Genomic DNA, 20,990 nt, shown 5'->3' on the forward strand with positions numbered 1-20,990 from the left:
GGCGACGGGCAGGTCACTCCGGAGCGGTGAAGGTCGGCAGGGTCGGGCTGGTCCCCGGAGCCGGCGGCTCAGCAGCCGGCGCTTCCGCGGTTGGGGCCTCGGCCTTGGGTTCCGCCGTCTTGCGCGTGCGGGTCCGGGCGCGCTTGACCGGCTTCTCGGCCGGCTCGTCCGCAACCACCTCGGCCGCGACCTCAGCAGCCGGAGCAGCCTCGGTGGAGGCCTCGGCCGGAGCCTCCGCGGACTTCCGGGTCCGGGTGCGCTTGCGGGCCTTGCGCTCGCGCGGCGCCTCCGCGGCCTCGGTCGACGACTCCTCCGTCGGCGGCACCTGGGTCTTGCTGGTGACGTCGGTCTCGGACTTCTCGTCGCCCTCGACCGGCTGCCCCGACCGGGTGCGCTTGCGAGTCCGGGACCGCTTCCGCGCCTCCCGCTCGCCACTCTCCTCGGTACGGCGCCGCGGCTTGTCCTCCCGCACCTCGCGCGTCTCGCGAGCCTGCCGGATCCGGCCCTTCGCCTCGTGCGGGATGCCCAGGTCGTGGTAGAGCTCCGGCGACGTCGAGTAGATCTCCTGCGGCTCGTCGTACGGCAGGTCGAGCGCCTTGTTGATCGTCTTCCACCGGGTCACGTCGGGCCAGTCGACGAAGGTCACCGCGATCCCGCTCGCACCCGCCCGCCCGGTCCGGCCGATCCGGTGGATGTAGGCCTTCTCGTCCTCGGGGCAGGTGTTGTTGATGACGTGCGTGACGCCCTCGACGTCGATGCCACGGGCCGCGACGTCGGTGCAGATCAGTACGTCGATCTTGTCGCCGCGGAACCGCATCAGCGCCCGCTCCCGGGCCTGCTGGTTCAGGTCGCCGTGGATCGCGGCGGCCTTGAAGCCGCGGTCCTGCAGGTCGTCGGTCAGCCGGGACGCCTCGCGTTTGGTCTTGCAGAAGATCATCACCCGGCCGCGGTCCTCGGCCTGCAGGATCCGGGCCACCACCTCGGGCTTGTCCAGGTCGTGCGCGCGGTAGACGAACTGGGCCGTGGTCGGCACCATCTGGGTGTCCTCGTGCGACTCCGCCCGGATGTTCAGCGGGTGCCGCATGTGGGTGCGCGCCAGGCCGATCACGGCCGACGGCATCGTTGCCGAGAACAACATCGTCTGGCGCAGCTCGGGAGTCTTGCGCAGAATGCGTTCCACGTCGGGCAGGAAGCCGAGGTCGAGCATCTCGTCGGCCTCGTCCAGCACCAGCACCTTGATGTGGCTCAGGTCGAGCACACCACGGTTCGCCAGGTCCAGCAGCCGGCCCGGGGTGCCGACGACGACGTCGACGCCCGTCTTCAGCGCGTCCAGCTGCGGTTCGTAGGCCACCCCGCCGTACACGGTCAGCACCCGGACGGTGCGGACGGTCGACGCGGTGGTCAGGTCCTTGGCGACCTGGATGGTCAGCTCGCGGGTCGGGGTGACGACCAGCGCCTGCGGCTTGCCGGGCGCGGCGAGCTCCTCGTAGTCGGGTTCGCCGGGGGAGATGGTGCGCTGCAGCAGCGGGATGCCGAAGCCGAGCGTCTTGCCGGTCCCGGTCCGGGCCTGGCCGATCAGGTCGGTGCCCATCAGGGCGACAGGGAGCGTCATTTCCTGGATCGGAAACGGCTCCACGATGTTGACGCGGTCGAGCGCGTCGCAGATCTCGGGCAGCACCCCGAGCTCTCGGAAGGTGGTCAGGCTGATCGCCTCTCACATGCTTGTGCGGACAGTTGCATCAGTGGCCGGGCGCCTGGGGCTCTGCAGCCCCTACGTGAGGCGCGGGGACACTGTGCAAGCACCTCGCACCAGCTTGCCCATCTGGGCGCGTCACCGGCGAATCGCCCACCAGTGTAGCCGCTGGAGCTGTCAACGCCGCTTCGTGTGGTTTCCGCCACTCCCGCCCACGCCCTCCGGGCGGAGAACAGATGGAGGGAGGGACGGGTTTCCGCCACTCCTGCCGACGCCCCTCGGAGCGCGGGAGTGTGGTTTGCGCCACTCGTGCCGGTGGGCAGATAAGGTGCCGGGCATGGAGCAGACGGCCTTTGATGATCCCGCCTACCGGGCCGCGGCGGTGGATCTGCTGGGAGTGCTCGCGTACGGCGAGCTGACCGCTTTCGAACGGATGGCCGAGGACGCCAAACTGGCCCCGACGCTGAACGACAAGGCGGAGCTCGCCGCGCTGGCGACGACCGAGTTCCAGCACTTCCAGCAACTGCGGGACAGGCTGGTCGCGCTCGGAGTGGACCCGATGGAGGCGATGCAGCCGTTCGTCACCCCGCTGACCGCGTTCCACGACCACACCGCCCCGTCGGACTGGCTCGAGGGCCTGGTCAAGGCGTACGTCGGGGACGGCCTGGCGAACGACTTCTACCGCGAGATCGCGTCGTTCGTGGACGCGGAGACCCGGTCCCTGGTGCTCGAGGTGTTCGCCGACTCCGGGCAGGCCGAGTTCGTGGTGGACCGGGTCCGCGCCGCGATCGAGGAGGACCCGAAGCTCGGTGGCCGGCTGGCGCTGTGGGGACGCCGGCTGGTGGGCGAGGCGCTGAGCCAGGCGCAGCGGATCGCCGCCGACCGCGACTCGCTGGCCGCGCTGCTGGCCGGCAGCGTCGACCGCCCGGGGCTGGACCTGGCCGCGATCGGCCGGATGTTCACCCGCCTCACCGAGGCCCACACGGCCCGCATGACCGCCCTGGGCCTGCAGGCTTAGGCCCAGAAACGACAGTCGGCCGCCACCAGAGGTGACGGCCGACTCGGGGGAAGCGTCGGTCAGGTGCTGACCTTGCCTCGTCCGGTGACTGCGGCGGCGATGACGACGAGTACCGCGGCGACGCCGATGCTGACGAGCCAGCGGATCCAGTCGATCCCGCTGGTGGCTTCGACGCCGAGCGCGGCGGCCACGTAGTAACCGATCAGGACGCCACCGATGCCGCACAGCACGGTGAGCCACAACGGGATGTTGTCCCTGTCGCCGGGGGCGACGAACTTGCCGAGCAGACCGATGATGATGCCGGCCACGATCACACCGATGATTTCCATGACGCTGGCTCCTCCTTGTGACGACCGCGTCGACACGGCGTGACGATTGTCTCGCCGCACTGAGACGGTTGCCGGTCGACGGCACGCCCAAACGTGGCTGCGGTCAGCGTCGCCGGATTGCAACTTCAGCGTCAGGAGACTTCGATCAGATCGCGCCGAACCCGACCTTGCGGATCGACACCTCACCGATCTCGACGTACGCGAGCCGGTCGGCGGGCACGATCACCCGGCGGCCCTTGTCGTCGGTCAGCTGCAACAGACCGGACTTGCCGCTGAGCGCGTCGGCGACGGCCTGCTGCACCTCGTCCGGGCTCTGCTCGCTCTCCAGCACCAATTCACGATTGGCGTGCTGCACGCCGATCTTGACCTCCACGAAACCCTCCGGGCACGTTCCGACCGGCGGCTCTCGCCGGTGACTGTTCGAGCCTATCCGCTGCGCGCCGTCCGCTCTCACCCGTCCGCCAAGAGCAGAACAGGTACGGCGGACGCGCGGTCAGCTCTCGGTGCGCGGGAAACCGCCGATACCGCGCCAGGCCAGGGATGCGACCAGGTCGGCGGCGTTGTCCTGGGTCAGCGACGGGGTGTCCGCCGCCAGCCAGTAGCGGGCGCTCACCTGGGCCATGCCGACCAGGCTGACGGCCAGCACCATCGACTGCTCCCGGTTCAGGCCGGCGTCCGCGCTGATCACCTCGGACACCGCCTCGGCGCAGGTGTGGGTGACCCGGTCGACCCGCTCCCGCACGGCCGGCTCGTTGGTCAGGTCCGACTCGAACACCAGCCGGAAGGCGCCCTGCGCGTTCGCCACGTACTCGTAGAACGCGTGCATGGTGGCCGCGACCCGCTGCTTGTTGTCGTCGGTCGACTTCAGCGCGTCCCGGACCGAGGCGACGATCGCGTCACAGGACGTGTCCAGCAGCGCCAGGTACAGCTCCAGCTTGCCGGGGAAGTGCTGGTAGAGCACCGGCTTGGAGACGCCGGCGCGGTCTGCGATGTCGTCCATCGCGGCGGCGTGGTAGCCGTTGGCGACGAAGACTTCCTGGGCGGCCTCGAGCAGCTGCGCACGGCGGGCCAGCCGCGGCAGGCGGCTACCGCGCTTCGGCGCGGTCTCGGGTGTCGTCGACACGTCGGCTCCTTCGGTGGTGCGGCACCGGCAGCTCGGGCTCGACCGCCGGGTCGTTCCCCGAATCCTACCCAGCGGTCCTTCCGGCCAGTAGCTTCCCCGCCGCTGGGTGTTCCATCGTGGTACTGCGCGTCGTTCCGGCGTACTGATCCACGCTCAGCGGTAGTCGTCCTCGTCCACGTCGCCGATCTCCCGGCGCTGCTCGTCCACATCGGCCGGATCGGCCTCGATCGGCGTCCCGGATTCCCCGGAGTGGTCGTCCACCACGGTCGAGCTCTGCTGTTGCTCCAGCACGTCGGCCTCGGGCGCGTCGTCGGGGACGCTGTCGAAGCCGGGACCCTCGTAGTCGGTCTCGCTGGTCATGCGACTCACTCTCCTCTCGGTGGAACGGCGGTCACGAACAGTTACTGCGGGAGTGGCTTCGGGTCGTCGTACATGCCGTCCAGGACGTCGCCGTACTCCTCGATCCGGGCCAGCACCTCGTGCGGCAGGAACCTGAGCTCCTCCGGGCTGGTCGCCGAGGCCACCTCGTCCCAGTCGATCGGGGTGGACACCCGCGGCTCGTCGGAGCCGCGCAGCGAGTACGGCGCCAGGGTGGTCTTGGCGCTGGCGTTCTGGCTCCAGTCGATGAACACCTTGCCGGGGCGGAGCGCCTTGGTCATGTTGGCGGTCACGCTCTCCGGCAACGCCTCGGCCAGCTGCTCCGCGAGCTGCTTGGCGAACGCGCTGGTCCGCTTCGACGACGCCGGCTCGATCGGCACGTACAGGTGCATGCCCTTGTTGCCCGACGTCTTCGGCCAGCCCTCCAGCCCGAAGTGGCTGAGCAGCTCCCGCAGGGCGAGCGCCACGTCGCAGCACTCGACAATGGTGGCTCCCGGCCCCGGGTCGAGGTCGAACACGATCAGGTCGGCCTGCGGGTCCTTGCCGTGGTCCGACAGGCCGATCCGCCACTGCGGCACGTGCAGCTCGAGTGCCGCGAGGTTGGCCAGCCACACCACCGTCTGCACGTCGTCCGCCACCACGAAGTCGGCGTCGTCGCGTCCGGTCGAGCTGCCGGGCGTCGGCAGCGTCACGGTGCGCACCCAGGACGGCGTGCCGCGGGGAGCGTTCTTCTCGAAGAAGTACGCCGCCTCGGTGCCGTCAGGCCACCGCTTGCGGGTCAGTGGACGGTCCGACAGGTGTGGCAGCAGCAGCGTGGCGACCTGGTGGTAGTAGTCGATCACCTCGGCCTTGGTGAAGCCGGTCTGCGGGTACAGCACCTTTCCGAGGTTGGTGAGCTTCATCGTCTGCCCATCGACCTCGGTCGTGAGTTGCTGCGGTGCGGCTGCCATGCCTCCCAGTCTCCACCCGCCACCCGTCCTAACGTGTGACCTCGGCTCAGGGGATGTGTGAGCAGCGCGCCATGAAGCCGGTCGCCCTTCCCTCGGAGTCGAGCTGGCCTGGAGTGTCCCAGGCTCAGGGGTCTTACCATGGACTCGTGGAGAGTTACGCGTCGGTAACCGGCGGCAGCGTGCCGCTCGGTGCGCAGGAATGGCCGGCCCGGCAGGTGCCGGTCGCAGGGGTGGATCTCCTGGTCAGAGAGGTCCCGGGCGTCGCGGCGGATCTCCCGCCCGCGCTGTTCGTGCACGGCCTCGGCGGGTCGTCGCTGAACTGGACCGAGCTGGGTCTGCGGCTCAGAGACACCGTGCGCGGTATCGCGCCGGACCTTCCCGGGTTCGGCCGTACGCCGCTCGCCGGTGCGGCCGGGATCCACGAGCAGGTCGAAGTACTGATCGAGCTGATCGAGCGTGAGTGCGGCCAACCGGTGCACCTGTTCGGCAACTCGATGGGTGGAGCCTCGTCGGTGGCGCTGGCCGCGCGTCGGCCCGACCTGGTCTCCTCACTCACCCTGATCTCGCCCGCGCTGCCGCACCCGCGGGTCTCCGCCAGTGCGCTGTGGTTCACCGCGGTCGCGACACCACGGCTCGGCCGGGTCGTGCTGGAGCGGACCCGACGGCTGCCGTTCGATCGGCGGTTCCGGGCGTCTCTGGCTATGGTGTTCGGCGAGCCGCGGCTGCTGCCGGCCGAAGTGCGGGCGGCGTACGAGGCGGAGTTGCGCCGCCGCGACAGCGACCCGTGGGGGATGCAGGCGACGGTCGACGGCGCCCGGAGCATCCTGCGGTCCTCGGTCGCCCTGCCGCACCGGTCGCTGTGGGCCGTCGCGGCCCGGGTCGAGTGCCCGGTGCTGCTGGTGTACGGCGGCAAGGACCGGCTGGTCGACCCGCGGATCCGGATGAAGGCCCAGCGCACCTTCCGGAACGCGCGATCGCTCTACATCCCGCAGTCCGGGCACGTCGCCCAGATGGAGCATGCCCCTCAGGTCGAGCGAGCCTTCCGCCAGTTGATCGAGTCCTAGCTGTGGTCGTACTGAGACACGGTTGAGCGCCCGGTCGGATCAACTTTCCTCTCGCCCATGAAGTCGGACGAACATCGAGTTCGTCGAACGAGAGGACCACTGTGCGGGTAACGGGCAGACTCATCAGAAGCCTGTCGCTGGGGATGGTCGCACTACTGGGTGTGGGGACGCTGCAGGCGAACGCCACACCGCAACTTCCGCCATCATCAGTTGCTAATGGCAATAATTGGGACGTGCGGCCGGCGGCCGGGGGCTACCAGCTGACCTTGCGCCTCGAAGCGCCGGCGCCGATGCGCGCATCGCTGCCGCTGCTGGCTGTGAACGGCACACCGATCGGGGTGGCGAGGCAGTCGCCGGACCAGCGGACGCTGACCCTGGTCACCACCGATCCGGCTGTGCTCAGGGCGCGCGACGTACGCCTGGTCTGGTCGGGCGACCTCGGCAAGAGCGCCGGCCGGAACCGGGGCCAGGCCGCCGGGCCGACCGACGCCGACTGGCTGAAAGCGAGGCAGGGACCACTGCTGAAGGACGATCCCGGTGCTTCGGGCAAGTATCAGGTGGACACGGCCGAGTACGACCTCGGCGACGAGGCCGTCTACCTGCCGGGGATCAAGCAGCGGGCCGAGGTGCGCGGGAAGGTGTACTCGCCGCGCGGTGCGGTCGGGCCGCGGCCGCTGGTGATCTTTCTGCACGGCAGGCACCAGTACTGCTACGGCGAGGACGTCGAGCAGCCGGAGAAGCCGTGGCCGTGCCCGGCCGGCCTGAAGCCGGTGCCGAGCTTCCGCGGGTACGACGCTCCGGCCGAGGCGCTCGCGAGCAACGGCTACCAGGTCGTGTCGATCAGCGCGAACGCCGTGAACGCGTACGACGGAGACGTCTACGACTCGGGTGCGCAGGCGCGGGCCGAGCTGATCCTGGATCACCTGGCCTTGTGGAAGAAGTGGTCGACGACCGGCGGTGGGCCGTTCGGGCGCCAGTTCGCCGGGAAGGTGAACCTGCAGAACGTCGGTCTGATGGGCCACTCGCGCGGTGGCGAGGGCGTTGCCCGGGCCGCCGTACTCAATGCTGATCGGGGTGGGCAGTACGGCATTCGTGCTGTGTTGCCGCTCGCGCCGACCGACTTCGCGCGTGCCACCGTGCCGGGTGTCGCGATGAGTGTGCTGCTGCCGTACTGCGACGGTGATGTCGCCGATCTGCAGGGGCAGAAGTTCTACGACGACACCCGCTACTCCGTCAGCGGTGACACGGCACCCCGGTCGACCGTGACCGTGCTGGGCGCCAACCACAACTTCTTCAACACGGAGTGGACTCCGGGGCAGTCCGAGGCGCCGTCGGGAGACGACTGGTTCGGCGAGGAGAAGGAGTCGCCGTGCGGAGCGAAGTACGCGGGCCGGTTGACGGCCAAGGAGCAGCAGGCCGTCGGTACGGCGTACATCGCGGGCTTCTTCCGGTTGCAGCTCGGCCACGAGAAGCAGTTCCTGCCGCAGTTCGACGGGTCTGACTCGCGGGCTGCGTCGGCAGGGCGGGCCGTCGTACGGGTGGTGTCGCAGGCGCCGCTGGTGTCGCGGCGGGACGTGAATGCGCTGGACAAGGCGCTGCCGGCTGGTGCGGTCACTGGTAAGGCGTCGGCTGAGGTGTGTGCGGGGCTGAGCGAGCCGTCCGGTCGGGCGGCTGCGACGGCGACGTGCATGACGACCGACGACTGGGCCAACGCGCCGCACTGGGTCACTTCCTGGTACGCCGCCCGCACACCGACCACTGCGGTGACCAGGCTGAAGTGGACCGGGAAGGACGGGGTCCTGCGACTCAGCCTGCCTGCTTGGCAGCGCGACGTACGGCGCTTTGCCGCACTGTCGTTCCGTGCGGCGCCGGACCCGGTTGGCGCGCCCCGGACCGATCTCAGTGTGCGTGTGGTCGACGGGAAGGGACGGGCGGCCGTCGTACCGGTGTCCAGTGTGAGTGATGCGCTGGTGCGGATGCCGGGGAGTGCCGGCAGCGGGCTGCCGAAGAACCTGCTGCGAACCGTGCGGATCCCGGTGGGGTTGCTGAAGGGCGTGGACCTGCGGGACGTGCGTGCGGTCGAGCTGCGGACCGATCGGGTGGCCAGCGGGTCGGCGTACGTGTCTGATGTCGCGTTCTCGTCGCCTGGGATCGGGCTGTCGGGTCCGGCGCGGTTGCTGCCGCAGCTGTCCGCGTCGAACGTGACGGTGAAGGAGGGCGACAAGGGCACGAAGTCGATGGACTTCTGGGTGACGATGTCGCGGCCGAGCATCCGTCCGGTCAGCGTGTACGTCGAGACGAACGGGGACCTGGGGACGACTGTCGGGGATGTCGCCCGGCAGTTGGTGTTCAAGCCGGGGCAGGTGCGGCAGAAGGTCAGCGTGCCGGTCGCCGGGAACACGCGGGACAGCTACGACCTGCCGTTCAGCCTGGTGCTGTCGGCGCCTCGGGAAGGGTTGCTGAACCAGTCGTTCGGTCACGGGCTGGTGCTCGACGACGACGCCACGCCGACCCTGACGATCGGCAACGGGACGGCGTCGGAGAAGGCGGGCGCCGTGCGGTTCCCGGTCAAGCTGTCCGCGCCGAGTGACAAGATCGTCAACGTCATGGGGCAGCTGAAGGACGGCACGGCGGTGATCCGGAAGGACTACATCGGCGAGTACGACCACGGCGAAAACCCACCCGACCGTGGCGTCGACGGCTACGTAGAACCCGGCCGAACCACCGGCGAACTCCTCGTCCGCCTGGTAGACGACAAGCTGAAGGAACCCACGGAGACCTTCGGCGTCGGCATCACCGCGGTAGACGGGGCCGAGATCGAGCTGCCGCTGACCGTCAAGGGGACTGTCACCGACGACGACTGAGGGCGCTGCGGACCTCCAGGCCACATCAATCGGACCCGCGAGTGCCCGCCGAGCGTGGCGCCGCTCACTCCGGGCGCGTTGTGATGGCCTGGCGGTCCGCACTCCCACATTGAGACACCGATCCCGCGATACGGACTCAGCAGAGGCCGCTTGGGCATGTGCGGGAACATGGAGGTGGGAAGGATGGTTGAAAACCGGAGAGCCTGACTCACACCGTTCACGAGGAGCCGACAACGTGTCATTGCCACCGCTGGTCGAACCGGCTGACGAGCTGACCATCGACGAGGTTCGCCGGTACTCGCGGCACCTGATCATCCCCGAGGTGGGGATGGCCGGGCAGAAGCGGCTGAAGAACGCCAAGGTGCTGGTGATCGGCGCCGGCGGCCTGGGCAGCCCGGCGCTGCTCTACCTGGCCGCGGCCGGGGTCGGCACGCTGGGCATCGTCGAGTTCGACACCGTCGACGAGTCGAACCTGCAGCGCCAGATCATCCACGGCCAGTCCGACGTCGGGAAGTCCAAGGCCCAGTCGGCCAAGGAGTCGATTCTCGAGGCCAACCCGTACACGAACGTCGTCCTGCACGAGGAGCGCCTGGACAACGACAACGTGTTCGGGATCTTCGAGCAGTACGACCTGATCGTCGACGGCACCGACAACTTCGCCACCCGGTACCTGGTGAACGACGCCGCGGTGCTGCTCGGCAAGCCGTACGTCTGGGGCTCGATCTTCCGCTTCGACGGCCAGGTCAGCGTCTTCTGGGCCGAGCACGGCCCGTGCTACCGCTGCCTCTACCCCGAGCCGCCGCCACCGGGCATGGTCCCGTCCTGCGCCGAGGGCGGCGTGCTGGGCGTGCTGTGCGCGTCCGTCGGCGCCGCGCAGGTGACCGAGGCGATCAAGCTGCTCACCGGCATCGGCGACCCGTCGCTGGGCCGGCTGAACATCTACGAGGCGCTCGACCTGAACTGGCGCGCCCTGAAGGTCCGCAAGGACCCGAACTGCGCCATCTGCGGTGAGAACCCGACCGTCACCGAGCTGATCGACTACGAGAGCTTCTGCGGCGCGCTGACCGAGGAGGCGGCCGACGCGGCCGTCGGCTCGACCATCTCCGTCAAGCAGCTGAGCGAGTGGATCAAGCTGAAGGACAACGGCGAGAAGGACTTCGTCCTGATCGACGTCCGGGAGCCGAACGAGTACGAGATCAACAAGATCCCGGGCTCGGTGCTGATCCCGAAGGCGGAGTTCCAGACCGGTGTCGCGCTGGAGAAGCTGCCGCAGGACAAGCAGCTGGTCTTCCACTGCAAGTCCGGCGTCCGCTCTGCCGAGGTCCTCGCCATCGCGAAGGGCGCCGGCTTCGCCGACGCCGTCCACGTCGGTGGCGGTGTGGTCGCGTGGGTCGACCAGATCGACCCAAGCCAGCCCGCCTACTGATCTAGAACGGCATGCGGCAGGTCGCGACGGCTTCGACGGCCAGTGGGTCGCCGGAGACGACCGGGTCGTCGTCGCGGCCTGACAGCGTTCGCATGTAGCTCACCGCGTCCACGGCGGCGCGACCGACCGGCTCGTCCCTCCCCAGCCGGTAGGTCCCGCCGCCCTGGCCGGTGAGCTCCAGCACGACACTCGGCCGCTCACCCCAGAACGGCAGCGTGTCCACGTCGTACACGACCTGCGCGATCACCTCGTCGGCGTACGGCCCGGCGTCGAACGGCCGCCCGAGTGCCTGGCACATGTCGTCGCGGTGCATCCACAGGTCCCGCGCCAGCAGGATGTCCTGGATGTACCCGAGGGCCATCGGCAGGCCCTCCACGTTCATGGTGATCCGCCGGAACAGCTCCGGACTGCGGGAGATCCGCCGGGTCGCCTTCGCCCACACCTTGTCGAACAACGCCCGCAGTTCGGCCGGCGGCGTACCCCGGTGCTCGTCGGCCTGCACCATCATGTGCGCGTCGAACCGCGGCTTGTCCGGGTACACCCGCTTCGCCTTGCGGAACCGGCGCGGGAACGACCACGGCGTGTTCACGTCCTCCGCCTGGCCGATCAGGTGACCGGCGATGTCCGCGACGTCCCACTCGTCACACACCGTACGGCGGTGCCAGTCGGAACCCTCGATCGACGCCAGCAGCTCGTGCCACGCCTCGAGCTCGGCGTCCCGGTGCACTCGGCACCGCTCCCGGCCGGCGCGGCCGATCTCCCCCGCGAGTACTGCAGTCATGACTACCCCCTGGTCGGTGCATACCGCTGATAGAACATCTCTAGTACGACGGGCAGCAGCCGGATGAACCGTCCGTCCTCGAAGGACGCGTCCGGCTGGTTCGCGATCTGCTGCGAGAGCAGGCCGGCCAGCATCGAGGTGTAGAGCGCGACCCCCTCCTCACTCGCCACCTCGGGCCGGAGCAGGCCGGCGTCCACCATCAGCTGCAAGTAGTCCCGCAGGTCCTGGATCGACTCCTGGGCCGGCGCGAACGCCTCCGGGCTCGGCTCGAAGCCGGGGATCGTGCGCCAGAACAGCAGCTGGGCGTACACCTGGTGGTCCAGGCACCAGCGGCAGAACGCGGTGGCGGTGACCAGTCCGACCTCGAGCGGGTCGTCGGTGCGCGCGGACGCGTAGGCCGCCCGGTAGGCGTCCCGCAGCAGCTCGTTGCCGCGCTGGAAGAGCGCGTCGTAGATCGCCATCTTGGACGGGAAGTACTGGTACAGCGACGGCGGCTGCATGCCGAGCTGCCGGGCCACCGCGGACAGGCTGAGCGCCGCGACGCCCTCGGTCTCCATCAGCGTGATGGCGACCGCCAGGATCTCCTCGATGGTCTCCTGGCGGCGGCGGGTCCGGCGGTCCAGTCCGGAAGTGGTGCTCATGCATTGAGGAAAACCTAAAGGTATTAGGGAAGTCAATAGCCTGTAGGACACCGTTTGGTCCGCGCGGCCACGTACTGTCGTGACATGTGCAGAAACATCACCGTTCTCCGGGGACTCGAGCCGGCCGCGACCTCTGAGGAGATCTACGCGGCCGCGTTGCAGTACGTGCGCAAGGTGACCGGCGTCGGCTCGCTGAGCGGGGCCACCCGGGAGCCGATCGAGCGCGCCGCGACCGAGGTCGCGCGGATCACCGAGCAACTGCTGGCCGAGATGCCACAGCGCCGGAACCCGCCGCAGACCGTGCCGCCGTTGCGCCGGCCCGAGGTGCGGGCCCGGCTCGGGCTCGACTGAGCCCGACCGGGGGGCGGACTCATGGGGGAGGCGCCGCCGGCCGGTAGGCACCGGCAGGCGGTGGTGTTCGGGTTGCTGGTCGCCGGCGTGCTGCTGTCGACGATCAACACCAACGCGCAGGCCGAGCTGATCCGGCGGCGGCAGGACAGCTGCGACGGCACGATCCCGTTGCCGACGTCGGCGTACGTCCTGGGCTTTGCCGGCCTGGTCGTCGGCGCGGTCGCGCTCTTCCTCCTCGTGCGCTGGTTCCGGCACAACCGCCAGTTGCTTGTGCTCATCCTGTTCGGCACTGCGACCGCCGCCGTGATCTTCGAGGCGTTCGCCGTCGTCACCGCCTTCCAGGAAGGCCGCCCGGTCGTGCCGATGTGCGGTGGCTAGCCGGCCAGCTGCGGCAGGAACGCGGCTAGCGCAGACCTGTTCCGAGTCTTCCGGTCAGCGGCTCACCACGCCGGGTGATCCCGGCGTGCCCTGTCTTTTCGGGTAGCTCGTGCCGGTTCGGCCGACGGGGTAAGGTCGGTCGCGGCGTGCAAACGGTTACCTAGGAGGCTGGCATGCGGTTCGCGATCAAGACGAGGCCGGAGCACACCACCTGGCAGCAGCTGCGGGACGTGTGGATCGCCGCGGACGACTTCGAGATCTTCGAGTCCGCGTGGCACTGGGACCACTTCTACCCGCTCAGCGGCGACATGGCCGGCCCGAACCTGGAGGCGTGGACCATGCTGGCCGCGCTCGCCCAGGCGACCCACCGGATCCGGATCGGGTGCCAGGTGAACGGCATGATCTACCGCCATCCCGCTGTCACGGCGAACATGGCCGCGACCACCGACATCATCTCCGGTGGCCGGCTCGAGCTCGGCCTCGGCGCCGGCTGGAACGAGATGGAGACCGCGGCGTACGGCATCGACCTGTACGGGCTGAAGGAGCGCTTCGACCGGTTCGACGAGGGCGTGCAGGCGATCATCGCGCTGCTCACCGAGAAGGTCGCGAACTTCGACGGCCAGTACATCAAGCTCACGGACGCGTACTGCGAGCCGAAGGGCGTGCAAACCCCGCACCCGCCGATCGCCATCGGCGGCAAGGGCCCGAAGCGCACGCTGCGCGCGGTCGCCCGCTGGGCCCAGCACTGGAACGTCATCGTGCCGAACCCGGAGGAGTGGAAGCCGCTCAAGGACATCCTCGTCCAGCACTGCGCCGATGTCGGCCGCGACGTCAATGAGATCACCTGCTCGGTCAACGTCCGGATCGAACCCGACCAGCCCCTCGACACCGCGGTCGCGCAGGCGGCGGCGTACGGCGAGGCAGGTGTCGACCTGGTCGTGATGAACCTCCCGCTCGACGCGCCGCCGTCGGTCGTGGAGCCGCTCGCGAAGGCGCTCGCGCCACTGGCCTGAGCTGTCCGCCGTTGCCGCTAAGTTGGGGCCGTGGACAGGGAGGAGTACGTCGAGGCGGTGCTGCGTGCCGTGGAGTCGATCCCGCCGGGCAGCGTCGCGACGTACGGCGACATCGCCGAGTACGTCGGCCAGGGCGGACCACGTCAGGTCGGCGCGATCATGCGCGAGTACGGCGGCAGCGTGCCGTGGTGGCGGGTGATCCGGGCCAGCGGCGTACCGGCCGACGAGGTCGGTGACGAGCAACTGCACCGGCTGCGCTCGGACGGCGTCCGCGTCACGAACGGCCGGGTGAACCTGCGCCAGGTGCGCTGGGACCCCAAGGAATAACGGCACCGGCGCTGCGGCGGCCCCGCCCCGGACCTCCGCACCGCCGATGCCCGAACCGGCCGTTGAGGGTGCCGGTCTTTCGAACCACTTGATGCCGCGAACGGGCCAGAAGTTGTCCGCAGTCCGGCGAGGTTCGTCGTGCGCGGTGTGTGCCGGCGCGGATTGTCGGTGGGCTCTGATGGGATGTGGCGGTGGTCAGCAGACAGGCGTCCCGGAATCCAACGCGGTACCGGTTGGTCCGGGCGGAGGGGCGCAGCGCGGATGCTCCTGTCCTGGACGCCGATCAGCAGGCGGTGGTGGATCATCCGGGCGGGCCGTTGCTGGTGCTGGCCGGGCCGGGGACCGGGAAGACGACGACACTGGTCGAGGGAGTCGTCGACCGGGTGTGCAATCGCGGGCTGAGTCCCGACCAGGTGCTGGTGCTGACGTTCGGGCGTAAGGCCGCGACCGAGTTGCGCGACCGCATCACCGGCCGGCTCGGGCGGACCACGCGAGTGATGCCGTCGATGACGTTCCATTCCTTTTGCTACGCGTTGTTGCGCCGGTTCACGCCGGCTGACGCGTTCGACGTACCGCTGCGACTTCCGTCGGGGCCGGAGCAGTCGCTGCGGTTGAGTGAGGCTTTGTCGGGCAGTCGTGAGGTCGGTGCGGTGCGCTGGCCGAGCAGCCTGCATCCGGCATTGAAGACGCGTGGCTTCACCGACGAGGTGCAGGCGGTGATCGGCAAGGCCCGGCAGCTCGGGCTCGACCCCGAGGACCTGTCCGCGATCGGACGGTCCGCCGAACGCGCCGAGTGGGTCGCGGTCGGCGACTTTTTCGAGGAGTACCTGCAGATCCTCGATCACGAGCAGGTGCTCGACTACTCCGAGCTGATCCATCGAGCGGTGATCCTGGCGCAGCAGCCGCAGGTGAAGGCCAAGCTGCGCAGCGAGTTCAAGGCCGTCTTCGTCGACGAGTACCAGGACACCGATCCCGGTCAGACCCAGCTGCTGCAGGCGATTGCGGGCGACGGCGGCGACCTGGTCGTGGTCGGCGACCCGGACCAGTCCATCTACACCTTCCGCGGCGCCGACGTCCGCGGTCTGCTCCGCTTCACCGACGAGTTCCGTACGGCGGCCGGCGCGGAAGCGGGCCAGATCGCGCTCGGCACGACTCGACGCTTCGGGACGACGCTGCAGCGAGTGTCGCGCAACGTCGTCAGCCGGCTGGGTGTCCCCGGGTCGCTGGACCGCGACACGTTCGAGCGGTTCCGGAACCCGGATGCGAGCGGTTGTGTCTACGGCTCCGGCAAGGTCGAGGCCAACCTGTACTCGACCAGCGGGGCCGAGCTCGAGCACATCGCGGACCTGCTGCGGCGTGCGCATGTACAGGACGGTGTCGGCTGGCACGAGATGGCGGTGCTGGTGCGGTCCGGCAGTCGTTCGATCCCGCCGTTGCGCCGCGCGCTGGCGGCCGCCGGGATCCCGGTCGACGTGGCCGGTGACGAGCTGCCGCTGTCGCGCGAGCCCGCCGTACGTCCGATGTTGCTGGCGTTGCGGGCCGTTGCGGATCCGTCGACGCTGACGGTGGACGTCGTGCGGGCGCTGGCGTTGTCGCCGTTGGGGGCGATGGACGCGGGGCAGCTGCGGCGGTTGGCCCGGGTGCTGCGGCGGCGGGATCGGGAGGCCGCGGGCGGTCAGCGGTTGCCGCGGTCGTCGGACGAGCTGTTGCGGGACGCGTTGCTGAACCCGTTGCTGCTCGACGAGCAGGCGTCGCCGGCCGAGGCGCGGTTCGTGGCCCTCGGCGAACGGTTGCTCAAGGCAAGGAACATCGTGACCGCGGGCGCCGCGCCGGACGAGGTGATGTGGTCGCTGTGGTCGGAGTCGCCGTGGTTGCGGCGGCTGCGCGGGCAGGCGAACTCAGGCGGTGAGCAGGCCCGGACGGCGAACCGGGACCTCGACTCGTTGTGCGCGTTGTTCGACGCGGCCGGCCGGGCCGAGGAGCAGGTCGGGTTCAAGGGTGTGTCCGCGTTCCTCTCGGAGCTCGAGTCGCTGGACATCGCCGCGGACCACCGGTTCGACGCGACGTACCGCGAGGCCGGCGTCCAGCTGATGACTGCGCACCGCTCGAAGGGGTTGCAGTGGCGGCTCGTCGTGGTGGCGAGTGTGCAGGAAGGGCAGTGGCCGGATCTGCGCCGGCGCGGTTCGCTCCTGGAGCCGGACCGGCTCGGACCGGACGGTCTGGTGGACCGGCTGTCGGCGGGCGCGATGCTGGCGGAGGAGCGGCGGCTGTTCTACGTCGCGATCACGCGGGCGCGGGAGCGGCTGATCGTGACGGCGGTGCAGGCGCCGGAGGCGGACGGCGATCAACCGTCGCGATTCCTGGCCGAGCTGGACATTCCTTTGAAGCTGGTCGCCGGGCGGCCACGGCGGCCGCTGTCGTTGCACGGTCTGGTCGCGGATCTGCGGTGTGTGCTGGCGGATCCGTCCTCGTCGCCTGCGCTGCGTCGTGTCGCGGCCGACCGGTTGGCGCAGCTGGCGGATGCGGTGGACGAGCGCGAGCAACCCCTGGTGCCGACGGCGGATCCGGCGCGCTGGTGGGGTGTGCGCGAGCGGACTCGCTCCGAGCAGCCGATCGCCGACCCCGACCAGCCGGTGCCGTTGTCTGGGAGTGCGCTGACGACGATCGTGGACTGTCCGCTGCGGTGGTTCCTGCAGCGACGGGCCGGCGGAGAGACGCCCAGTACGTCGGCCATCGGCTTCGGCATGGTGTTGCACACGCTGGCGGACGCCGTCGCGACGGGGACGCTGCCGCCGGACGTGGACGAGCTGAACGGCTGGCTCGACAAGGTGTGGACGCAGCTCGAGTTCGAGTCGACGTGGATCTCCGACCGCGAGCGGGTCGAGGCCGAGGACGCTTTGCGGCGGTTCGTCGCCTGGCACAAGGGCCGCCCGGACCGGCGGCTGGTGGGGACCGAGGTCGACTTCGACGTCCTGCTGCCGGACACGGACAAGCCGGCCGTCCGGGTGAAGGGCCGGATGGACCGGATCGAGGAGGACTCCGAGGGCACGATCCGGGTGGTCGACCTGAAGACCGGTCGCACGATCCCGACCAAGCCGGCGCTGGCGCGGCACGTACAGCTGGCGATCTACCAGCGCGCGATCGCCTCCCGGCAGCTGCAGAAGCTCGGCGAGAATCCGGTCGCGGGCGGCGCCGAGCTCGTTCAGCTGCGCCACGACGACAGCGGCTTCCCCAAGGTGCAGCACCAAGGGCCGCTGGAGTCCGACGAGGACGGCCGCACCTGGCTCGACGAGGCCGTCGACGACGCCGAGGCGATGGTCCGGTCCGAGGAGTTCGTCGCCAAACGCAACGACGGCTGCAGCCGTTGCGAAGCCCGCCCGCTCTGCCCGATCCAACCCGAAGGTCGAGAGATCGTCTGATGCGCGCTCACCTGAACACCACGGCTGAGTTGTGCGACCTGTTGGGAATTCCGTTCAGCGATCAGCAGTTGGCGGCGATCACGGCTCCGCTGGCGCCGGGGGTGATCGTGGCGGGCGCCGGGTCCGGGAAGACGACGGCGATGGCGGCTCGGGTGGTGTGGCTGATCTGCACCGGGCAGGTGAAGCCGGAGGAAGTGCTCGGGCTGACGTTCACGAAGAAGGCCGCCAACGAGCTGGACGTGCGTATCCGCGACGACCTGACGAAGGCCGGCGTGCTCGGGTCGACCCTGCCGAAGGACCAGCACCCGATCCTCGCCGCGCACCTGCGCAGCAACGTCCCGAACTGGGAGCCGGAGGAGCCCGGTGAGCCGGTCGTGTCGACGTACCACGCGTTCGCCGGCACGTTGATCGCCGAGCACGGGCTGCGGCTCGGGCTCGAGCCGGACGCCCGCGTGCTGGCCGACGCGACCAGGTTCCAGCTTGCGGGTCGCGTCGTACGGCGGTCCGCTGGGCCGATCCGGCACGCGTCACATCACGTGCCGACGCTGGTCAACAGCCTGCTCGCGCTGGACGGTGAGCTCGCGGACCACCTGCTGCGCGCGGACGACGTACGCGAGCACGACGAGGCGGTGCGGCGGGAGGTCGCGGCCGCGCGGAAGCAGACCGTCGAGGTGCGCAAGCTCGCGGAGACCGCGTTGAAGCGGGGCGAGATCCTGCAGTTGGTCGAGGAGTACCAGGCGTACAAGGCCGAGCGTGGGGTCGTGGACTTCGCGGACCAGATGGCGCTCGGTGCGCGGCTTGCGGAGGAGTGCCCGGAGGTCGCGGTCGCCGAGCGGTCGCGGTACAAGGTCGTGCTGCTCGACGAGTACCAGGACACCTCGGTGTCGCAGCGCCGGATGCTGACCGCGCTGTTCGCCGGCCCGGAGGGTCGCGGTCACCCGGTGACGGCGGTCGGTGACCCGTGCCAGGCGATCTATGGTTGGCGCGGAGCGTCGGTTGCCAATCTGGACGAGTTCCCCGAGCACTTCCCGCAGGCTGATGGCGCTCCAGCTCAGCGCTACGTGTTGAGTGTCAACCGGCGGTGCGGCAGCCGGATCCTCGCCGCCGCCAACCAGCACGCGGCCGAGCTCTACGAGCAGCACCCGGGCGTGATCCCGCTCGAGGCGCCCGAGAACGCGCCCGAGGGTGCGATCACGGTCGGCCTGTTCGAGACCCGCTCGCAGGAGATCGAGTGGGTCGCGGACGCGATCGTCGCCGCGCACCGGACGCCGAACCGCCGGTGGAAGGACATCGGCATCCTGATGCGGACGAACGTCGACCTCAGCGCAGTCCACGAAGCCCTGATCGCCCGCAAGGTCCCGGTCGAGGTGGTCGGCCTCGGCGGACTCCTCGCGCTACCCGAGGTCGTCGACGTCGTCGCCACCCTGCAAGCCGTGAACGATCTGACCGCCAACGCCGCGATGCTCCGGATCCTCACCGGTCCGCGGTACCGGATCGGCCACCGCGATCTCGCCTTGCTCGCGAACCGGGCCCGCGCGCTCGCCGACTCCGGCGACCGGCCGGACGCGGACGACCTCGTCGCCGCGCTCGATGCCGCGGTCGCCGGGATGGACTCGACCGAGGTGATCTCGCTGGCCGAGGCGGTCGACGACCCCGGTCCGCTGCCGTATGCACCGGAGGCGCTGGTCCGGTTCAAGGAGCTGTCCACCGAGCTCCGCGAGCTGCGTGCGCACGCGGCGGAGCCGCTGCTCGACCTGGTCCGCCGGGTGATCAGCACGATCGGCCTGGACGTCGAGCTCACCGCGACACCCGACCACGTCGACTCCGGCCGCCGCGACCACCTGGCCGCGTTCTTGGATGCCGTCGGCAACTTCGTGTCGACGGAGTCGGACGGGTCCCTCGACGGCCTGCTGGCGTACCTGGCGGCCGAGGAGGAGTACGCCGCCGGTCTCGACCTCGCCGTACCGAGTGAAGCCGACTCGGTGAAGTTGCTGACCACGCACCGGTCGAAGGGCCTGGAGTGGCCGATCGTGTTCGTGCCGACGCTGGTGCAGAAGGTGTTCCCGTCCGATCGCGGCCGGGACAAGTGGACGACGAACGCGAAGGTGCTGCCGTGGCCGTTGCGCGGTGACGCGGACACGTTGCCCGACTTCCACGACCTGTCCAACGCCGGGCTGAAGGCGTTCGCGGACGAGTGCAAGGACGTCAACGCGCTGGAGGAACGCCGGCTCGGGTACGTCGCTTTCACCCGCGCCAAGGAGATCCTGGTCGCGACCGGGCACTGGTGGGGGCCGACGCAGAAGCGGCCGCGCGGCCCGTCGTCGTACCTCGAACTGCTGAAGAAGCATGCGGGGGAGCGGGTCGTCGCGTGGGCCGAGCAGCCGGAGCTGACCGAGGAGAACCCGGAGCTCGCCGAGCAGACGCAGGCGCCGTGGCCGGCGCCGTACGACACCGAGGGGTACCAGCGCAGGCTGGACGCGGTGGCCCTGGTGCAGCAGGCGCGCTCGGAGGGGCCGTCGCTGGAGGCCGAGGAGTCGTTGTTGCTGGACGAGCAGGCGACGGTCGCGCGCTGGGACTCCGAGATCGAGCGATTGTTGTCTGAGGCAAGGGAAAGCCGGAGCCGGAAGGCGTACGACGTGGAGCTGCCGGCCGCGCTGTCCGCGACCCAGGTGATGCGGCTGGCGAAGGACCCGGACGGGCTCGCCTCCGAGCTGGCCCGGCCGATGCCGCGCAAACCCAACCGGGCGGCGCGGTTCGGAACCCGCTTCCACGCGTGGGTGGAGAGCTACTTCGGCCAGCAGCTGCTACTCGATCCCGACGACCTGCCGGGCGCCGCGGACGAGGACATCGTCGACGACACCGACCTCACCGACCTGATGGACGCCTTCCGCACCGGCCCGTTCGGCGAGACCACGCCGTACGAGATCGAGGCCCCGTTCGCCCTCGCCATCGCCGGCCGCGTCGTCCGCGGCCGCATCGACGCCGTCTACCAGGTCGTCCGCCCCGACGGCTCCCGCGGCTACGAAGTCATCGACTGGAAAACCACCCGCACCGAAACCGCCGACCCCCTCCAGCTGGCCATCTACCGAGTCGCCTGGTCCGAACTCCACAACATCCCCCTCCACCACGTAACCGCCGCCTTCTACTACGTCCGAACCGGCGACATCATCCGCCCCGAAACCCTCCCCGACAAACAAGCCTTGGCAACCCTCCTCAACGGCTAGCTCGCCGTTCC

The 20,990-nt window shown here is 69.8% G+C and carries 18 protein-coding genes; 10 read left to right on the top strand and 8 right to left on the bottom strand.

The annotated features are described in order from the left end of the window. Positions 1 to 13: 13 nt before the first annotated feature. On the bottom strand, positions 14 to 1,612 hold the full coding sequence (locus ACWCOV_RS21695) for a DEAD/DEAH box helicase (RefSeq protein ID WP_449831096.1): 1,599 nt from the start codon (positions 1,610 to 1,612) through the stop codon (positions 14 to 16). Positions 1,613 to 2,030: 418 nt separating this feature from the next. Between ACWCOV_RS21695 and ACWCOV_RS21700 the strand changes: the two genes are divergently transcribed. Next, positions 2,031 to 2,711, top strand: a complete 681-nt coding sequence (locus tag ACWCOV_RS21700; RefSeq protein WP_449831097.1) for a ferritin-like fold-containing protein — start codon at positions 2,031 to 2,033, stop codon at positions 2,709 to 2,711. Between the two features lie 59 nt (positions 2,712 to 2,770). Here ACWCOV_RS21700 and ACWCOV_RS21705 read toward each other — a convergent pair whose 3' ends face one another. The 5 genes from ACWCOV_RS21705 to ligD form a co-directional block, all read right to left on the bottom strand. Then, positions 2,771 to 3,040 carry a GlsB/YeaQ/YmgE family stress response membrane protein gene (locus ACWCOV_RS21705; protein ID WP_449831098.1) on the bottom strand — a complete coding sequence of 90 codons (270 nt, stop codon included), beginning with the start codon at positions 3,038 to 3,040 and terminating at the stop codon, positions 2,771 to 2,773. Positions 3,041 to 3,185: 145 nt separating this feature from the next. Further along, positions 3,186 to 3,413 carry a DUF3107 domain-containing protein gene (locus ACWCOV_RS21710; protein WP_132326680.1) on the bottom strand — a complete coding sequence of 76 codons (228 nt, stop codon included), beginning with the start codon at positions 3,411 to 3,413 and terminating at the stop codon, positions 3,186 to 3,188. Between the two features lie 120 nt (positions 3,414 to 3,533). Then, positions 3,534 to 4,163 (bottom strand): TetR/AcrR family transcriptional regulator, encoded by a 630-nt coding sequence (locus tag ACWCOV_RS21715; protein WP_449831099.1) that lies wholly within the window; start codon positions 4,161 to 4,163, stop codon positions 3,534 to 3,536. Between the two features lie 153 nt (positions 4,164 to 4,316). Beyond that, entirely contained in the window at positions 4,317 to 4,523 is a 207-nt protein-coding gene (locus ACWCOV_RS21720) for a hypothetical protein (protein ID WP_449831100.1), read from the bottom strand. Between the two features lie 41 nt (positions 4,524 to 4,564). Beyond that, complete coding sequence (gene ligD / locus ACWCOV_RS21725; protein ID WP_449831101.1) at positions 4,565 to 5,491, bottom strand: non-homologous end-joining DNA ligase; 927 nt, start codon at positions 5,489 to 5,491, stop codon at positions 4,565 to 4,567. Between the two features lie 146 nt (positions 5,492 to 5,637). Here ligD and ACWCOV_RS21730 point away from each other — a divergent pair, with 146 nt between their 5' ends. From ACWCOV_RS21730 to moeZ, 3 genes are all read left to right on the top strand, one after another. Next, a complete protein-coding gene (locus tag ACWCOV_RS21730; protein WP_449831102.1) occupies positions 5,638 to 6,555 on the top strand; it encodes an alpha/beta fold hydrolase in 918 nt (305 codons plus the stop codon). Between the two features lie 233 nt (positions 6,556 to 6,788). Beyond that, positions 6,789 to 9,419: a Calx-beta domain-containing protein gene (locus ACWCOV_RS21735; RefSeq protein WP_449831103.1), complete on the top strand. Its 2,631-nt coding sequence runs from the start codon at positions 6,789 to 6,791 to the stop codon at positions 9,417 to 9,419. Positions 9,420 to 9,654: 235 nt separating this feature from the next. Further along, on the top strand, positions 9,655 to 10,845 hold the full coding sequence (gene moeZ / locus ACWCOV_RS21740) for an adenylyltransferase/sulfurtransferase MoeZ (protein ID WP_449831104.1): 1,191 nt from the start codon (positions 9,655 to 9,657) through the stop codon (positions 10,843 to 10,845). A gap of 1 nt (position 10,846) precedes the next feature. On the opposite strand, the gene ACWCOV_RS21745 is transcribed toward moeZ, so the two are convergent. Continuing rightward, positions 10,847 to 11,626, bottom strand: a complete 780-nt coding sequence (locus tag ACWCOV_RS21745) for a maleylpyruvate isomerase family mycothiol-dependent enzyme (RefSeq protein ID WP_449831105.1) — start codon at positions 11,624 to 11,626, stop codon at positions 10,847 to 10,849. A 2-nt stretch (positions 11,627 to 11,628) separates the two neighbouring features. Continuing rightward, positions 11,629 to 12,267: a TetR/AcrR family transcriptional regulator gene (locus tag ACWCOV_RS21750; RefSeq protein WP_449831106.1), complete on the bottom strand. Its 639-nt coding sequence runs from the start codon at positions 12,265 to 12,267 to the stop codon at positions 11,629 to 11,631. An 84-nt stretch (positions 12,268 to 12,351) separates the two neighbouring features. Between ACWCOV_RS21750 and ACWCOV_RS21755 the strand changes: the two genes are divergently transcribed. From ACWCOV_RS21755 to ACWCOV_RS21780, 6 genes are all read left to right on the top strand, one after another. Continuing rightward, the gene (locus tag ACWCOV_RS21755; RefSeq protein WP_360523065.1) at positions 12,352 to 12,618 is read left to right on the top strand and encodes a DUF2277 domain-containing protein; all 267 of its coding nucleotides are present in this window, start codon (positions 12,352 to 12,354) and stop codon (positions 12,616 to 12,618) included. 21 nt (positions 12,619 to 12,639) lie between these two features. Further along, a complete protein-coding gene (locus ACWCOV_RS21760) occupies positions 12,640 to 12,996 on the top strand; it encodes a hypothetical protein (RefSeq protein WP_449831107.1) in 357 nt (118 codons plus the stop codon). Positions 12,997 to 13,169: 173 nt separating this feature from the next. Next, positions 13,170 to 14,009: a TIGR03560 family F420-dependent LLM class oxidoreductase gene (locus ACWCOV_RS21765; RefSeq protein ID WP_449831108.1), complete on the top strand. Its 840-nt coding sequence runs from the start codon at positions 13,170 to 13,172 to the stop codon at positions 14,007 to 14,009. 30 nt (positions 14,010 to 14,039) lie between these two features. Further along, entirely contained in the window at positions 14,040 to 14,336 is a 297-nt protein-coding gene (locus tag ACWCOV_RS21770) for an MGMT family protein (protein ID WP_449831109.1), read from the top strand. Positions 14,337 to 14,632: 296 nt separating this feature from the next. Further along, complete coding sequence (locus tag ACWCOV_RS21775) at positions 14,633 to 17,755, top strand: ATP-dependent helicase (protein WP_449831110.1); 3,123 nt, start codon at positions 14,633 to 14,635, stop codon at positions 17,753 to 17,755. Then, positions 17,755 to 20,979 (top strand): UvrD-helicase domain-containing protein, encoded by a 3,225-nt coding sequence (locus ACWCOV_RS21780; RefSeq protein ID WP_449831111.1) that lies wholly within the window; start codon positions 17,755 to 17,757, stop codon positions 20,977 to 20,979. Before ACWCOV_RS21775 ends, ACWCOV_RS21780 begins: the two co-directional genes overlap by 1 nt. Positions 20,980 to 20,990: the final 11 nt, after the last annotated feature.

The organism is Kribbella sp. NPDC002412, assembly GCF_053592935.1.

Bases quoted from the DNA above. Each gene is read 5' to 3' on its own strand.
- ACWCOV_RS21695 (WP_449831096.1), bottom strand. From the start codon at position 1,612: ATGACGCTCCCTGTCGCCCTGATGGGCACCGACCTGATCGGCCAGGCC.
- ACWCOV_RS21700 (WP_449831097.1), top strand. From the start codon at position 2,031: ATGGAGCAGACGGCCTTTGATGATCCCGCCTACCGGGCCGCGGCGGTG.
- ACWCOV_RS21705 (WP_449831098.1), bottom strand. From the start codon at position 3,040: ATGGAAATCATCGGTGTGATCGTGGCCGGCATCATCATCGGTCTGCTC.
- ACWCOV_RS21720 (WP_449831100.1), bottom strand. From the start codon at position 4,523: ATGACCAGCGAGACCGACTACGAGGGTCCCGGCTTCGACAGCGTCCCC.
- ligD (WP_449831101.1), bottom strand. From the start codon at position 5,491: ATGGCAGCCGCACCGCAGCAACTCACGACCGAGGTCGATGGGCAGACG.
- ACWCOV_RS21745 (WP_449831105.1), bottom strand. From the start codon at position 11,626: ATGACTGCAGTACTCGCGGGGGAGATCGGCCGCGCCGGCCGGGAGCGG.
- ACWCOV_RS21750 (WP_449831106.1), bottom strand. From the start codon at position 12,267: ATGAGCACCACTTCCGGACTGGACCGCCGGACCCGCCGCCGCCAGGAG.
- ACWCOV_RS21755 (WP_360523065.1), top strand. From the start codon at position 12,352: ATGTGCAGAAACATCACCGTTCTCCGGGGACTCGAGCCGGCCGCGACC.
- ACWCOV_RS21760 (WP_449831107.1), top strand. From the start codon at position 12,640: ATGGGGGAGGCGCCGCCGGCCGGTAGGCACCGGCAGGCGGTGGTGTTC.
- ACWCOV_RS21765 (WP_449831108.1), top strand. From the start codon at position 13,170: ATGCGGTTCGCGATCAAGACGAGGCCGGAGCACACCACCTGGCAGCAG.
- ACWCOV_RS21780 (WP_449831111.1), top strand. From the start codon at position 17,755: ATGCGCGCTCACCTGAACACCACGGCTGAGTTGTGCGACCTGTTGGGA.